Genomic DNA, 13,373 nt, shown 5'->3' on the forward strand with positions numbered 1-13,373 from the left:
TGTTGTTCACCTGAGAAAACCCGCCGGGCCACGAAGCCGGCGGGTTTTTTTGCGGGCGAATGCAGGCTCCCGCGTCAGCAGCCGGTGGTGTCGTCCGTGCTGCAGGCAGCCGGTATCGAACCTCGACCGCAGAGACCTGGCCCGCCACCACGCCCCTGTCCACCGGATTTGACCTGGGTCATACAAACCCATTCCACCCGCCCCGGACCGGCGCGCACCGGCAAGGCATTTCTATGATGGCGCCGTACTTCCCATATGGAAAAGGATTCAACCCATGCAAGCCTTCCGGATAGTGGTCATTGGTGCGGGGCAGACCGGCACTCCCTTGCTGCAGCAGTTGCTGGACGCGCCCTTCGTGCAGTTGCTCGGGGTGGCCGACCTGGACCTGGACCAGCCCGGCATCGCACTGGCACGCGCGCGCGGCGTGCCGGTCACCACACGGTTCATGGATCTAGTGGATGCAGCGGTGGACATCATGATCGACGTGACCGGCTCCCTGCAGGTGCGCGAATCGCTGCGCAGCAAGATGGTGGAGACCGGCAACACGCACACGCTGATCATGCATGAGGCGATTGCGCTGCTGATGATGTCGCTGTCGGCCGGCCGGCTGGTGACCAGCAAGCACAGCGATCTGGAGTATTCCTGAACGCAGGCGGCCGCGCCTCTACAGAAATCCGATCGACAGCCAGGGCACGGCCGCCACCGCCACCGTACCCAGCAACAGCGCCAGCAGGTAGCCCACGATGGGCCGCAAGCCCTTGTCCGGGTGGATCTGGCCTATGGCGCAGGCTGCGTAGTAGCCCACGCCCAGTGGTGGGGCGAACAGGCCCAGGCCCATGGCGAGCACGACGACGATGGCGTAGTGCACTTCATGGATGCCCAGGTCGCGTGCGATGGGAAACAGCAGCGGGCCGAACAGCACGATGGCGGGTATGCCTTCCAACACCGATCCGAGGATGACGAAGATCAGTAGCGAGACCGCGAGAAACGCGGGTGCCCCGCCGGGCAGGGCGGCCATCGCCTCCGCCAGCGAGCGCGAGAAGCCCGATTGGGTCAGGCCCCAGGCCATGGCCGTGGCAGTGCCGATGATGAGCAGGATGGCGCCCGACAGCGATGCCGTGGCCACGAGCATGGGCCCCAGGCGGCGCCAGTCGAACTGGCGGTAGATCAGCAGACCCGCAATGGCCGCGTAGGCAATGCCCAGGGTCGAGACTTCGGTGGCCGTGGCCACGCCCTCGACCACGGCCGCGCGGATCACGAAGGGCAGCGCCAGTGCCGGCAGGGCGATGAAGCCTAGCCGCGCGATCTGCGACCAGGGCTGGCGCTGTGTCTGCGGCGGCTGGTCATGGCGCGAGCGCCACCAGACGACCACACACAGCGACAGGCCCAGGGCCAGCGCCGGCAGCAGTCCGCCCGTGAACAGCGCTGCAATGGACACGCCCGTGACCGAGCCGATGGTGATCAGCACCAGGCTGGGCGGCACGGTTTCCGTCTGCGCGCCCGTGGCTGACAGCAGGGCCACCAGATCGCCTTCGTCCGCGCCGCGCTTGCGCATTTCGGGGAACAGGGCCGGAGCCACGGCCGCCATGTCGGCCGCCTTGGAGCCCGAGATGCCCGAGACCAGGTACATGGCCCCCACAAGCACATAGGACAGGCCGCCGCGCACATGGCCGAGCAGGCCCGCGAGAAAAGCCACCATGGCGCGCGCCATGCCCGTCATCTCGATCAGCAGCCCCAGGAAGACGAACAGCGGAACGGCCAGCAGGATGAGGTGGGACATGCCTTCGTCCATGCGCCCGACGATCACGGGCAGGGCGGTGTCCGTGGCTAGGGCCAGATAGCCGAGCGTGCCCAGGCCGAAGGCAAAGGCAATGGGCACGCCGCCGAACACGCAGGCCGCGACCACGCCGACGAAGAAGACCAGCAGGTTCAGGCGCCCCAGGTCCTCGAAGAGGCCGAAGATGCCGTTTGCCAGCACGAACGCCGCCATGACGGCGGCCACCACGGCCAGTGCCTTCCAGGCCGCCGCCTTTTCGCCGCTGCGCACCAAGCGCAGCACCGAGAAAACAGCCATCAGCACGATGCCGGCGGGCAGTGCCGCAGCGCGCCAGATGTTGGAGATTTCCAGCGCGGGCGTGGTGATGAAGCGCTCGTCCGCTGCCCATTCCCATGCGGGCCAGGCAACCAAGGCGAGAAAGGCCAGCGTGGCACAGGTGCCGATGGCATCGAACAGGGCTCGGCGCGCAGGCGACAGGCGCGAGAGCAGGGCCGTCATGCGCATGTGCTCGGCGCGCCGCAGTGCGATCACGGCACCCAGCATGGCCAGCCAGATGAAGAGCATGGAGGCCAGTTCATCCGCCCAGACCAGTGGCTGGTGGAAGACAAAGCGTGCCACCACTCCCGCAAACAGCACGCCGATATCGGCCAGCACCAGCAGGCCCGCCGCGCAAGCCACGGCCGCGCCCATCCAGCGGTCGATGCGGTCCCACGCGGTCCAGGCATCGTGCGGGGTATGGGCGGGCTTGTCCTGGGGCGCAGTCATGCCAGCGCCCCGACGCTGCGCTCGAGGATGGCCCAGGCCTGGTCACCGTGCTTGCGCTTCCATTCGGCGTAGAAGCCGGCCTTGCGCAACCGCTCACGGAAGGCGGCGGTGTCGGCAGTGTTGAAGGCCAGGCCCTTGGCGGCCAGCTCCTTTTGCAGGCCGGCGTTGAGCTCGGCGACATCGTCGCGTTCGCGCAGGCCTGCGGCATTGATGTGTCGCGCCACGATGTCGCGCAGGTCTGGGGGCAGTCTTTCCCAGGCGCGGCGGTTGGCCAGGAACCAGAAACCGTCCCACATGTGGTTGGTGAGCGAGCAGTACTTCTGCACCTCGTAGAGCTTGGCCGTGGAGATGATGGCCAGCGGGTTCTCCTGCCCGTCCACGATCTTCGTCTGCAGCGAGGAATAGACCTCGGCAAAGTTGATGGACGCGGGCGCGCTGTCCAGCGCCTTGAACATCGAGGTCCACAGCGGAGAGACGGGCACGCGGATCTTGAAGCCCTGCAGGTCGGCGGGACCCGCGATGGGGCGCGTGGAGGAGGTGATCTGCCGGAAACCGTTGTCCCAGATGCGCTCCATGGCCACCAGGTTGGCCTGGGCGATGCGTGCGCGGATATGGGCGCCCAGCTCGCCGTCCATGGCCTTCCAGACACTGTCATAGCCGTCGAATGCAAAGCCCACGCCGCTGATGGAGGCTGCCGGCACCAGGGTGGACAGGATCAGGCCCGACAGCGTGAAGAACTCCACGCCGCCCGAGCGCAACTGGCCCAGCACATCGGTGTCCGAGCCGAGCTGCCCATTGGAGAAGACCTGGATGTCCACCCGTCCACCGGTCTCGGCCAGGATGGCCTGCGACATCTGCAGGGCCCGGATGTTCATGGGGTGCGTGGCGGGCAGGTTGTTGGCGTACTTGTAGCGGAATTCGGCCTTGCTGGCGAAGGCGCTGCGCTGTGAAAGGGCCAGTGGAAGGGCGCAGGCTGCGGCACCGTGCAGCACGTGGCGTCGGGAAAGGGTCATGGCTTGTCTCCTGAGTGTTGTCTTTGTGTCGTTCGGGCGCAAGCGGCGCGCGGGGGGGCGCATCACGGGGTCGGGGCGGCCTGCTCCTTTCCCTGCGTCATGTTCTGCAGCAGGCGTTCGCGGATTTCCTTCTTGACCACCTTGCCGTAGCCCGAGCGGGGCAGGGCGTCCCAGAAGTGGAACTGGCGCGGCCAGCGGTAGCGCGCGCAGCGGCCCTCCAGGTGCGCCAGCAGCGCCTCGGCCGTGAGGTCTCCAGCGGTGGCATCGGCACCCTCCTGCGCGACCACCACGGCCACGCCGATCTCGCCCCAGGTGGCGTCGGGCATGCCGAGCACGGCGACCTCGGCCACGGCGGGATGGGTCAGCAGCGCCTCCTCGACTTCGCGCGGATAGACGTTGGAGCCGCCCGAGATGTACATGTCCGATTCCCGCCCCGTGATGTAGAGCAGGCCCCGCTCGTCCAGCCGCCCGAGATCGCCCGTGTGGAACCAGCCGCCCCGAAAGGCCTGGGCCGTGGCCTCGGGGTTGTCGTGGTAGCCCGCAAAGACGGCGGGGCCGCGGCAGCATATCTCGCCGATGGCGCCCGTGGGAACGGGCTGCAACCGGTGGTCGAGGATGGCGACCTCCATGCCCGTGCGCGGGCGCCCGCAGGTTCCGATCAATGTGTCGGCGGTGCCGGTGCTGCCGTCGCTGTGCCCGTCGTCCAGTGCGTGCATGGAGGGCGTCAGCACGGTGATGCAGCCCGTCACCTCGCCCAGGCCGAAGTACTGCACCAGCACCGGGCCCAGCTTGTGCAATGCGCGCTGCTGGTCGGCGTGGTACATGGGCGCGCCCGCATAGACCACGTAGCGCAGCGATCCGTGGTCGAAGCGGTCCACCGCGGGGTCTTCCACCAGCAGCTTGACGATGGTGGGCACGGTGAAGAGATTGGTGACCCGGTGCCGCTGCACCAGCTCCCAGACCTCGGCAGGGTCCAGCCGGTCGGCGGTGGGCAGCACTGTGGCCGCACCGCGCGCCACGTTGAGCAGGGCATGTATGCCTGCGCCGTGCGACAGCGGTGCCACGGCAATGGAGCAGTCGCGCTCGTCCGTGCCCGGGATCAGGTCGGCAAGGTGGTTGGTCACCACGAAGGCCATCTGTCCATGGGTGAGCATCGCGGCCTTGGGCCGGCCTGTGGTGCCGGAGGTGTAGAAGAACCACAGCGGCGTATCGGCATGCACATGGGCTGTAGATGCGGGAGCGCCTGCGTTGTCATGCAGCAATTGCTCGTAGTCCTGCTCGCCCTGGCTTTCGCGAGGCCGGCCGATGGTGATCACATGCCGCAGCCGTGGCGAGGCGGCGCGCACGGCGTCCACATGGCCGGCGAAGCCCTCTTCGGCCAGCATGGCGGTGGCGCCGCTGGCGTGGCCCAGCCAAGCCACTTCGGATGGTGTAAGCCGGAAGTTGACCGGCACCCAGACGGCGCCGAGCCGGAAGGCGGCCCAGCAGCTTTCAAACAGGGCAATGCCGTTGCGAGACTGCACCAGCAGGCGGTCACCGGCCTGCATGCCCAGCGCGCGCAGGCCTTGGACCAGCGCATTGACGCGCGCATCGATCTGCACCCAGGTCCAGCGGCGGTCGCCCTGGATCAGGCCGGGCCTGTCGGGAAACAGGGCGGCCGTCTGCGACAGCAGCAGCGACAGGTTGGCTGCCTGGGGCGCGGGGGCTGCAGCGATGTCCGCAGGTGCAAGCCTGTTCATGCGGCCTCCAGCACGCTCAGGTAGTTGGCCACGGCCGCACCACCCATGTTGAAGACGGCGCCCAGCCGGGGCGCGGGCAGTTGCATGGCCCCGGCCGAGCCTGACAGCTGCATGGCCGCCATCACATGCTGGGAAACGCCTGTCGCGCCTATGGGATGGCCGCGCGACTTGAGTCCTCCCGACGGGTTGACCGGCAGCCACCCGTCGCGGCATGTGCTGCCGTCGAGGATGGCGCGCGCGCCTTGGCCATGTGGCGCCAGGCCCATGGCCTCGTATTCCAGCAGTTCGGCCATGGTGAAGCAGTCATGTGTTTCCACGAAGCCCAGGTCGGCCAGCGTGGCGCCTGCGTCGGCCAGCCCGCGCTGCCACGCCAGGGCGGCGCCTTCGAAGCGCGTGGGGTCCCGCCGCGACAGGGGCAGGAGGTCGTTGACCTGGGTGCGCGAGCGCCAGCGCACGGGCGCCACGCTGGCATTGCCGCAGGCCTGGCGCGAGATGACCAGGGCGGCCGCGCCGTCGGAGACCAGCGAGCAGTCCGAGCGCTTGAGCGGGCCTGCGACGAAGGGGTTCCTGTCCGAGGCGTGGCGGCAGAAGTCCAGGCCCAGGTCACGCCGCATGTGGGCGAAGGGGTTGTGCACGCCGTTGGCATGGTTCTTGGCCGCGATGGCTGCCAGTGCATCGCTCTGGTCGCCGAAGCGTTCGAAATAGCGGGTGGCGATCTGCCCGAACACGCCTGCGAAGCCCGCCGGTGTGGCAGCTTCCTCCTTCACGTAGGAGCAGCGCAGCAGGATCTCGGCAATTTTCTGCCCAGGCTGGGCGTTCATGATCTCGAAGCCCACCACCAGCGCGCAACGTATGCGGCCGGACTGCACGGCGTCGAGCGCAGCCCAGATGGCAGCCGAGCCGGTGGCGCAGGCGTTCTCGCTGCGCGTGGCGGGCACATGGCGCAGTTCAGGCACGGCCAGGGCCACCAGGCTGGCGCTGAAATCCTGGGGCAGAAGGCCGCCATTGAAGTGGCCGACGAAGATGCCGTCGATGTCCCGGGGCTCCAGGCCGGCGGTTTGCAGTGCCGGGTCGATGGCGTCACGCAGCAGTTGCTCGGCATCGGCTGCGGCATGCTTTCCGAAGGGCGTGTGGCCCCAGCCGATGATGCGGGGTGGGTTCATGGCGTGGCTCCTGTGGTGCGGGCGGTGTTCAGGACTGCGCGGACTGCACGGTTGCCGGTGCCTCGGCCAGCCGGCGGCGCAGCGTGGGCAGACCCACGCCTGCGGCATCGAAGCCGCCGTCGACGGCCAGCACCTGGCCGTTGATGAAGCTGGCCGTATCGCTGCACAGAAAGCCCACGGCCTCTGCCATTTCCTGTGGTGTGCCATAGCGGCCCAGCGGGATGGCGTCGTGGTAGTCGGAGCGTATGGCGACGCTGTGCACGAGCTTGGCCATCTCGGTCTCCACCGGCCCCGGTGCGATCACGTTGACGCGCACGCCCAGATTGCCCAGTTCCACCGCATGCTGGCGCGTCATGTGGATGAGGGCGGCCTTGCTCGTGCCATAGGCCACGCGCAGCGTGCTGGCCCGCAGGCCCGAGATGGAGGCGATGTTGACGATGGCTCCGCCGCTGCCGCCGTGGCCTTCGTTGCGAGCCATCCGGGCACCGAAGGCCTGCGTGCAGAGAAAGGCGCCGTCGAGGTTGGTGGCCATGACCGTGCGCCATTCCTCGAACGATGTCTCCAGCACGGGCTTGAAGACCGCCACGCCGGCGTTGTTGACCAGCGCATCCACGCGGCCCCAGCGCGCCATGACGGCGGTGGCGGCCTCGTCCACCCGCTGCGGGTCCGAGACGTCGCAATGCTGGCACAGCAGCCGGGCCGGGCAGTCCATATCCTGCGCCGTGCGCTCCAGCGTTTCACTGTCGATGTCCAGCAGCGCTACGCGCCAGCCCCGCTGTAGAAACCATTCGCCGATGGACCGGCCTATGCCGCGCGCCCCTCCAGTGACCACGGCGACGCGTGCGGGGGATGGATGGGAATCTCGTTGGTTCATGGACAGGCTCCTGGATCCGGGGTCAAGGCAGAAGGGGTTTGGGGAAGCCACTCTTCGAGGGTCAGCTCGAAGGTGATGCAGACGGGGTTGGCTCCGGCCACGAAGGGGCCGCCATGCACCTGGCCGGTGGTGTCGGCGACCACGCCGCTCAGGCAGGCACGCAGCGAGCCGTCGTCCTGGCAGCGCACCTCGCCGGCGAGGCTGACCACCTCGATGGCCGGCCCGCGCAGCAACAGGCAACCGCCGTCGGCGCGCGCCAGGCAGGCATCGACCAGGCTGCCCAGGGCGCCGCGCACGAAGGCGTTGCGAAAGCCCTGCAGCGCGCAGAGCTTTTCCACGCTCAGCACCAGATCTTCGTTGGGGGCAATGCGTGCGTAGGCGACGCGGCCCATGCGGCCTGACTCGACCATGCGGGCCTCAGCCATGGCAGACCTGCGCGGCGGCCGGACGCATCAGGGACATGCGCGTTTCAGGGTCGTAGGCGATGCGCAGTCCGAACCCGTCCAGCGAGGTCGCCAGGGCGCTGACGGGCGCATTGACGATGCGGCAGCGCTGCGTGAGCACATGGCCGCCGAGCAGGTGGCCCTGTGCGCTGGAGAAGACGGCATGGCAGTGCACAGCCGGATGCCCTGTTTCGGCGCAGCCGAGCGTGGCGTTGCCGAACAGCAGCCTGGCGGACTGCAGTGTCGCGGGCGGGCCGTAGGTGGCCACGACATGGCCGCTGCGATCGGGTGGCGCCACGCAGAAATCCAGGTCTTCGAGATCGCCTTCCAGCAAGGTCAGCGAGGCACTCTCGACGCTGGCCGATGACAGTGCGCCGACGATGGCGTCGAACAGCGTCAGCCCGGGCGCCAGGGCCAGCCGCATGTGGCGCGCAGCGGGCGCTTGCCGGTGATCCAGTCGCACGGCGCTGCAGGGGCCGGGATGTATGAGGGTGCGTGGCCTGGGCAGGCCCGCGAGGCGCTCTGGCATGTTTGTCTCCTGCTGCTGCTTTGTATTCAGCTTGTGTTGTCCTGGGCGCGGGATGGTGCGTACAGGCCTGCAGCGCAGTCTAGGGATCTGGTTCAATGCAAGGAAATTTGCAATTCATATGTATCGATTTGCGGAGGCTATGAATGGACATGCGACATCTGCGGTGCTTCGTGGCCGTGGTCGAGGAGATGCACTTCGGTCGTGCGGCCGAGCGCCTGCACCTGACCCAGCCCCCCGTGAGCCTGGCCATCAAGGAGCTGGAGGAGGAGCTGGGCGTGACGCTGCTGGAGCGCACGTCGCGGCGCATCGTGCTTACGAAAGCCGGGGAGGATGCGTTGCGCGACGCCCGTGCCGTGCTGGCCGCTGCCGACACCATGCGGCGCCGCGCACGCGAGACCTCGCAGGGGCTCATGGGCTCCATGTCCATCGGGTTCATCAGCCTGCCGGCCTACTCCTTCCTGCCGGAAACGCTGAGGCGCTTTGGCGAGGACTATCCGCAGGTCCGGCTATCGCTGCAGGAGGGCACGACCGACCAGATTGCACATGACATCGAGAGCGGGCGGCTGGATATCGGCCTGGTATTTCGCACGCCGGACCTGCCCGCGTCACTGGACTCTGTGCTGGTGCGCAGCGAGCCGCTGGTGGTGGCCTTGCCCGAGTCCCACCCGCTGGCCCGCAACCGGCGCATCGCGCTGGAGAAACTGGCCCAGGAGCGTTTCCTGGGCTTCGAGCGCCACCAGGGGCCGTTGATGTTCGATGCCATCGTCTCCACCTGCATGCGCCACGGCTTCAGCCCCCGGCTGTTCGCGGCGCGGCAGATGCACACCATCGTCAGCCTGGTCTCTGGCGGTTTGGGCGTGGCGCTGGTGCCCGCCTGTGTGCAGGCCCTGCACCGTGAAGGCGTGGTCTACCGGCCCTTGCTGGGGGAAAGGACGGCCGTGGAGACGGTCGCCGTCTGGCGGCGTGCCGATGATTCGCCGCTGGTGCGTGCGCTGCGGGGGTATCTGCCCGGATCTACAGCCACTCCTTCATCCACCCCAGCCCCTCGCTGGTAGCGTGCGCGGCCGCGCCGCGCGCGGGGCGGTATTCGCAGCCTATCCAGCCGTCGTAGCCCAGCTGGTCCAGCAGGTGGAACAGGTAGGGGTAGTTGACCTCTCCCACGTCGGGTTCGTGGCGTTCGGGCACGCCTGCGATCTGCAGGTGGCCCACGCGGCCCGTGGGCAGGTACTGGCGGATCTTCATGGCGAGGTCTCCCTCGACGATCTGGCAGTGGTAGAGGTCCATCTGGACCTGGACATTGGGTTCGGCAATGTCGGTCAGCAGGGCGTGGGCCTGGTCCTGGCGGCTCAGGAAGAAGCCGGGCATGTCGCGGCCATTGATGGGCTCCAGCAGGATGGCGATGCCGTGGGGCGCGGCCAGCCGTGCGGCGTGGCGCACGTTGGCGATGTAGGTGGCGCGCAGGATGTCATCGCTGGCGCCTGCGGGCTTGAGCCCGGCCATGACGTGGATGCGCGGGCAGCCCAGGGCCCGGGCATAGGCGATGGCGCGTTCCATGCCCTGGGCGAATTCCGTCTCGCGCCCGGGGATGCAGGCAAGACCGCGCTCGCCCGCGTTCCAGTCGCCGGGCGGGGCGTTGAACAGTACCTGCCGCAGGCCGTGGTCCTGCAGGCGGCGGGCCAGTTGCTCGGGCGCGAAGTCGTAGGGGAACAGGTATTCGACGGCCTGGAAGCCGTCGCGCGCGGCGGCCTCGAAGCGGTCAAGAAAATCCAGGTCGTTGTAGAGCATGGACAGGTTGGCGGCGAAGCGGGGCATGAAGGCTTTCCTGAAAACGGATGCTGAGTGTGGCATCAGGCGCGCTGCAACGCGCCGAAGGCCTTGGTGAAGAAGTCCGTGGTGCCGAAGTTGCCGGACTTGAGCGTGAGGTGCAGCCCCTGCGGCGCCAGGGGCGAGGCGGCATGGCACCAGGGCACGCCAGGGTCGATCTGCGGCCCTATGCGCATTTGCTCGATGCCCAGCGCCTGCACGCAGGCGCCCGAGGTTTCGCCACCGGCCACGACGAGCTGGCGCACGCCCATCTCGACCAGCCCCCGGGCGATGGCGGCGATGGTCTGTTCGACCAGTGCGCCGGCCTGCTCCACGCCCAGGCGGCCCTGCACGGCCTTGACGGCCGCGGATTCGGCCGTGGAGTAGATCAGCACCGGGCCGCTGGCGATGTGCTGGCGGGCCCAGGCCAGGGCCTTGCCGGCTTCGTCCTCGCCGGCGGCGATGCGCAGCGGCTCCAGCGCCAGGGCAGGGCGGCCCGAGGCGATGAAGTGCGCCACCTGCGCATTGGTGGCCACCGAGCAACTGCCCGAGACGACCGCCTGCAGGCCGGTGGCGGTTGGCAGGGCAGCGGCCTGGGCCGAGGGCTGTATGCCGAAGTTCGCGGGCAGGCCGATGGCCACGCCCGAGCCGGCCGTGACAAGCGGCATGCCGGCCAGCGCCGGGCCCAGGCGCAGCAGGTCGTCGTTGGAGACGGCATCGACGATGGCCATGCCCACGCCCTCGGCCTGGAGTGCGGCGATACGCGCGCGGATGGCGGCCTCGCCCTGCGCGACGGCCACATGGTCGATCAGGCCCACCTTGCGCCGCGTCTGCGCCTGCAGCACGCGCACCAGGTTGGCATCGGTCATGGGCGTGAGAGGATGGTTGCGCATGCCGCTGTCGCTGAGCAGCACATCGCCCACGAACAGGTGGCCCTTGAAGACGGTGCGCTGGTTGTCGGGGAAGGCCGGCGTGGCAATGGTGAATTCGCAACCCAGCGCGTCCATCAGCGCATCGGCCACGGGGCCGATATTGCCCTGCGGCGTGCTGTCGAAGGTGGAGCAGTATTTGAAGTAGATCTGCGGAGCCCGGCCATCGGGGCCCTGGCCTCGCAGCCACTGCAGTGCCTGCAGCGACTGGGCGACGGCGTCGGCCGGCGCGATGGTGCGCGACTTGAGCGCGACCACGACGGCGTCCACGCCCTCGTCCACCGGGCCGGCGGGTACGCCAATGCTTTGCACCACGCGCATGCCTGCGCGCACCAGGTTGTTCGCCAGATCGGTGGCGCCCGTGAAGTCGTCGGCTATGCAGCCCAGAAGAAGGGTCATGGGGATTCCGATGGAGCCTGGGGCAGGGTGATGCCCGGGAATATCTTGATGACGGCGCTGTCGTCCTCGCGGCCATGGCCGGCGGTGGATGCCTGCATGAACATCTGGTGGGCCGTGGAGGCCAGGGGCAGCGGGAATTTGCTGTGGCGCGCGGTGTCCAGCACCAGGCCCAGGTCCTTGACGAAGATGTCCACGGCCGACAGCGGGGTGTAGTCGCCGTCCAGCACGTGGGCCATGCGGTTCTCGAACATCCAGCTGTTGCCGGCGCTGTGGGTGATGACCTCGTAGAGCGCGGCGGCATCGACGCCTTCGCGCAGGCCCAGGGCCATGGCCTCGGCCGCTGCGGCAATGTGCACGCCGGCCAGCAGCTGGTTGATGATCTTCACCTTGCTGCCCGCGCCCGCGCTGTGGCCCAGGCGGTAGACCTTGGCGGCCATGGCATCGAGCACGCCTTCGCAGGCGGCATAGGCCTCGGGGCGGCCTGCCGTCATCATGGTCATCTGGCCCGACGCGGCCTTGGCCGCGCCGCCGGAGACGGGCGCGTCGATGTAGTGCACGCCCTGCGCCTGCAGCCTGGCCTCCAGCGCTACGGACCAGTTGGGGTCCACGGTGGAGCACATGACGAAGACGGAGCCGGGCTGCAGCGCGGGGGCGATGCCGCCTTCGCCGAACAGCACGGCCTCGGTCTGCCGGGCGTTGACGACCACGCTGACGATGATGCGGCAAGCGGCGGCCATGTCGGCCAGCGTGGCGCAGGCCGTGCCACCTTCGGCAGCGAAGGCGGCTGCGGCCTCGGGGCGGATGTCGTGGACATGCACGTGGTGGCCGGCGCGGCGCAGGCTTTGCGCCATGCCGGCGCCCATGGCGCCCAGGCCGATCACGCCGACGGCGCGGGGTGTGGCGGTGGTGTGGTTCATGGCTGGCGTCGGGGTGTCAGGTCATCGGCGATGTAGGCGCGCACGATGGCCGCAAAGTTCTCGTCGCCGCGCAGGCCCAGCCGGTCGGCGCGCGTGGTATCCCAGCGGCCGGGCCAGCTGCCGACGATGCGCTCGACCTTGTCGTCGGGCTGCCAGCTCACGCGGTTGGCTACTTCGTCGCCAGCCACTTCACGCAGCGCGCGCACCATGTTGCCCGCGCTGACGGACACGCCAGGCAGGTTGATGGGGCGGCGGTCGGCGACGGCGCTGGCATCGAGCTCGCAGCCTGCGACCAGGGCCTCGACGGCGCGGCGCGGCGACAGCAGCCACAGGCGCGTGGTGGCACCCACGGGGCAGTTGGCCGCCTCGCCGTTGAGGGGCTCGCGGATGATGCCGCTGGCAAACGACGAGGCGGCCGCATTGGGCCGCCCCGGGCGCACGCTGATCGTGGGCAGGCGCAGCACGCGGCCATCGACAAAGCCGCGCCGCGTGTAGTCGGCCAGCAGCAGCTCGGCAATGGCTTTTTGCGTGCCGTAGGAGGACTGCGGGTTCAGGGCCGTGCCGTCCAGCACGGTGTCGGGCAGGTCGCCCCCGTAGACGGCCACCGAGCTGGTGAAGACCACGCGCGGCATGTGGCCCACGGCGCGGCAGGTCTCCAGCAGGGCGCGCGAGGCATCGAGGTTGATGCGCATGCCCAGGTCGAAGTCGGCCTCGGCCTGGCCGCTGACCACGGCGGCCAGATGGAAGATCACGGCCGTGTCCTGGTCTATGGCGCCGCGCAGCACCTGCGGGTCGGCAATGTCGCCCACCAGGGAGCGCACGCGCGTGTCGTCAATGGCGTGGGTGGCCACCACGTCGAGCAGGTCGATCTGGTGGATGGGCCAGCGAATGCCGGCCAGCGTCAGCGCACCCTGTTCGAGCAGCTTGCGGGCCAGGCGCTGGCCCAGGAATCCGGCGCCGCCGGTGATCAGTACTTTCATGTGTCTTGGGGCTTGGAGCTTGAAGGATGGGAAGAAGGGCCG

General features: G+C 68.8%; 13 protein-coding genes. 2 read left to right on the forward strand and 11 right to left on the reverse strand.

Annotation, left to right across the window (positions count from 1 at the left end; all coding sequences use genetic code 11):
• Positions 1–274 precede the first annotated feature (274 nt).
• Positions 275–646 (forward strand): hypothetical protein, encoded by a 372-nt coding sequence (locus tag ACN20X_RS12885; protein WP_016453062.1) that lies wholly within the window; start codon positions 275–277, stop codon positions 644–646.
• Positions 647–664: 18 nt separating this feature from the next.
• Here the strand turns inward: ACN20X_RS12885 and ACN20X_RS12890 are convergent, their stop codons facing one another.
• The 7 genes from ACN20X_RS12890 to ACN20X_RS12920 all read right to left on the reverse strand — a co-directional run bounded on the left by ACN20X_RS12890 (position 665) and on the right by ACN20X_RS12920 (position 8,303).
• Entirely contained in the window at positions 665–2,542 is a 1,878-nt protein-coding gene (locus tag ACN20X_RS12890; protein WP_464181672.1) for a TRAP transporter large permease, read from the reverse strand.
• Positions 2,539–3,555: a TRAP transporter substrate-binding protein gene (locus ACN20X_RS12895; RefSeq protein ID WP_047217644.1), complete on the reverse strand. Its 1,017-nt coding sequence runs from the start codon at positions 3,553–3,555 to the stop codon at positions 2,539–2,541. The genes ACN20X_RS12890 and ACN20X_RS12895 overlap by 4 nt, the downstream gene beginning before the upstream one ends.
• A 62-nt stretch (positions 3,556–3,617) precedes the next feature.
• Complete coding sequence (locus ACN20X_RS12900; protein ID WP_473210664.1) at positions 3,618–5,294, reverse strand: acyl-CoA synthetase; 1,677 nt, start codon at positions 5,292–5,294, stop codon at positions 3,618–3,620.
• On the reverse strand, positions 5,291–6,457 hold the full coding sequence (locus tag ACN20X_RS12905) for an acetyl-CoA acetyltransferase (RefSeq protein ID WP_016453058.1): 1,167 nt from the start codon (positions 6,455–6,457) through the stop codon (positions 5,291–5,293). Before ACN20X_RS12905 ends, ACN20X_RS12900 begins: the two co-directional genes overlap by 4 nt.
• Before the next feature lie 28 nt (positions 6,458–6,485).
• Positions 6,486–7,331, reverse strand: a complete 846-nt coding sequence (locus ACN20X_RS12910) for an SDR family NAD(P)-dependent oxidoreductase (RefSeq protein WP_016453057.1) — start codon at positions 7,329–7,331, stop codon at positions 6,486–6,488.
• Positions 7,328–7,756, reverse strand: a complete 429-nt coding sequence (locus ACN20X_RS12915; protein WP_017406556.1) for a PPC domain-containing DNA-binding protein — start codon at positions 7,754–7,756, stop codon at positions 7,328–7,330. The genes ACN20X_RS12910 and ACN20X_RS12915 overlap by 4 nt, the downstream gene beginning before the upstream one ends.
• Positions 7,749–8,303 carry a PCC domain-containing protein gene (locus ACN20X_RS12920; RefSeq protein WP_016453055.1) on the reverse strand — a complete coding sequence of 185 codons (555 nt, stop codon included), beginning with the start codon at positions 8,301–8,303 and terminating at the stop codon, positions 7,749–7,751. Before ACN20X_RS12920 ends, ACN20X_RS12915 begins: the two co-directional genes overlap by 8 nt.
• A gap of 143 nt (positions 8,304–8,446) precedes the next feature.
• Between ACN20X_RS12920 and ACN20X_RS12925 the strand changes: the two genes are divergently transcribed.
• Positions 8,447–9,358 carry a LysR family transcriptional regulator gene (locus ACN20X_RS12925; protein ID WP_047327144.1) on the forward strand — a complete coding sequence of 304 codons (912 nt, stop codon included), beginning with the start codon at positions 8,447–8,449 and terminating at the stop codon, positions 9,356–9,358.
• Here the strand turns inward: ACN20X_RS12925 and otnI are convergent.
• Genes otnI through denD form a run of 4 tightly spaced genes read right to left on the reverse strand, consistent with a single transcriptional unit; the run spans position 9,318 to position 13,331 of the window.
• Positions 9,318–10,115 carry a 2-oxo-tetronate isomerase gene (gene otnI / locus ACN20X_RS12930; protein WP_016453053.1) on the reverse strand — a complete coding sequence of 266 codons (798 nt, stop codon included), beginning with the start codon at positions 10,113–10,115 and terminating at the stop codon, positions 9,318–9,320. The genes ACN20X_RS12925 and otnI overlap by 41 nt on opposite strands.
• Positions 10,116–10,150: 35 nt before the next feature.
• Positions 10,151–11,434, reverse strand: a complete 1,284-nt coding sequence (gene otnK, locus ACN20X_RS12935) for a 3-oxo-tetronate kinase (protein WP_016453052.1) — start codon at positions 11,432–11,434, stop codon at positions 10,151–10,153.
• Positions 11,431–12,351, reverse strand: a complete 921-nt coding sequence (ltnD, locus tag ACN20X_RS12940; protein WP_016453051.1) for an L-threonate dehydrogenase — start codon at positions 12,349–12,351, stop codon at positions 11,431–11,433. Before ltnD ends, otnK begins: the two co-directional genes overlap by 4 nt.
• Positions 12,348–13,331 (reverse strand): D-erythronate dehydrogenase, encoded by a 984-nt coding sequence (denD, locus tag ACN20X_RS12945; protein ID WP_310038988.1) that lies wholly within the window; start codon positions 13,329–13,331, stop codon positions 12,348–12,350. Before denD ends, ltnD begins: the two co-directional genes overlap by 4 nt.
• Between the last annotated feature and the right edge of the window lie 42 nt (positions 13,332–13,373).

The sequence above is a fragment of the Delftia sp. PX-1 genome, assembly GCF_055797465.1.

Bases quoted from the DNA above. Each gene is read 5' to 3' on its own strand.
- ACN20X_RS12885 (WP_016453062.1), top strand. From the start codon at position 275: ATGCAAGCCTTCCGGATAGTGGTCATTGGTGCGGGGCAGACCGGCACT.
- ACN20X_RS12890 (WP_464181672.1), bottom strand. From the start codon at position 2,542: ATGACTGCGCCCCAGGACAAGCCCGCCCATACCCCGCACGATGCCTGG.
- ACN20X_RS12895 (WP_047217644.1), bottom strand. From the start codon at position 3,555: ATGACCCTTTCCCGACGCCACGTGCTGCACGGTGCCGCAGCCTGCGCC.
- ACN20X_RS12900 (WP_473210664.1), bottom strand. From the start codon at position 5,294: ATGAACAGGCTTGCACCTGCGGACATCGCTGCAGCCCCCGCGCCCCAG.
- ACN20X_RS12905 (WP_016453058.1), bottom strand. From the start codon at position 6,457: ATGAACCCACCCCGCATCATCGGCTGGGGCCACACGCCCTTCGGAAAG.
- ACN20X_RS12910 (WP_016453057.1), bottom strand. From the start codon at position 7,331: ATGAACCAACGAGATTCCCATCCATCCCCCGCACGCGTCGCCGTGGTC.
- ACN20X_RS12915 (WP_017406556.1), bottom strand. From the start codon at position 7,756: ATGGCTGAGGCCCGCATGGTCGAGTCAGGCCGCATGGGCCGCGTCGCC.
- ACN20X_RS12920 (WP_016453055.1), bottom strand. From the start codon at position 8,303: ATGCCAGAGCGCCTCGCGGGCCTGCCCAGGCCACGCACCCTCATACAT.
- ACN20X_RS12925 (WP_047327144.1), top strand. From the start codon at position 8,447: ATGGACATGCGACATCTGCGGTGCTTCGTGGCCGTGGTCGAGGAGATG.
- otnI (WP_016453053.1), bottom strand. From the start codon at position 10,115: ATGCCCCGCTTCGCCGCCAACCTGTCCATGCTCTACAACGACCTGGAT.
- otnK (WP_016453052.1), bottom strand. From the start codon at position 11,434: ATGACCCTTCTTCTGGGCTGCATAGCCGACGACTTCACGGGCGCCACC.
- ltnD (WP_016453051.1), bottom strand. From the start codon at position 12,351: ATGAACCACACCACCGCCACACCCCGCGCCGTCGGCGTGATCGGCCTG.
- denD (WP_310038988.1), bottom strand. From the start codon at position 13,331: ATGAAAGTACTGATCACCGGCGGCGCCGGATTCCTGGGCCAGCGCCTG.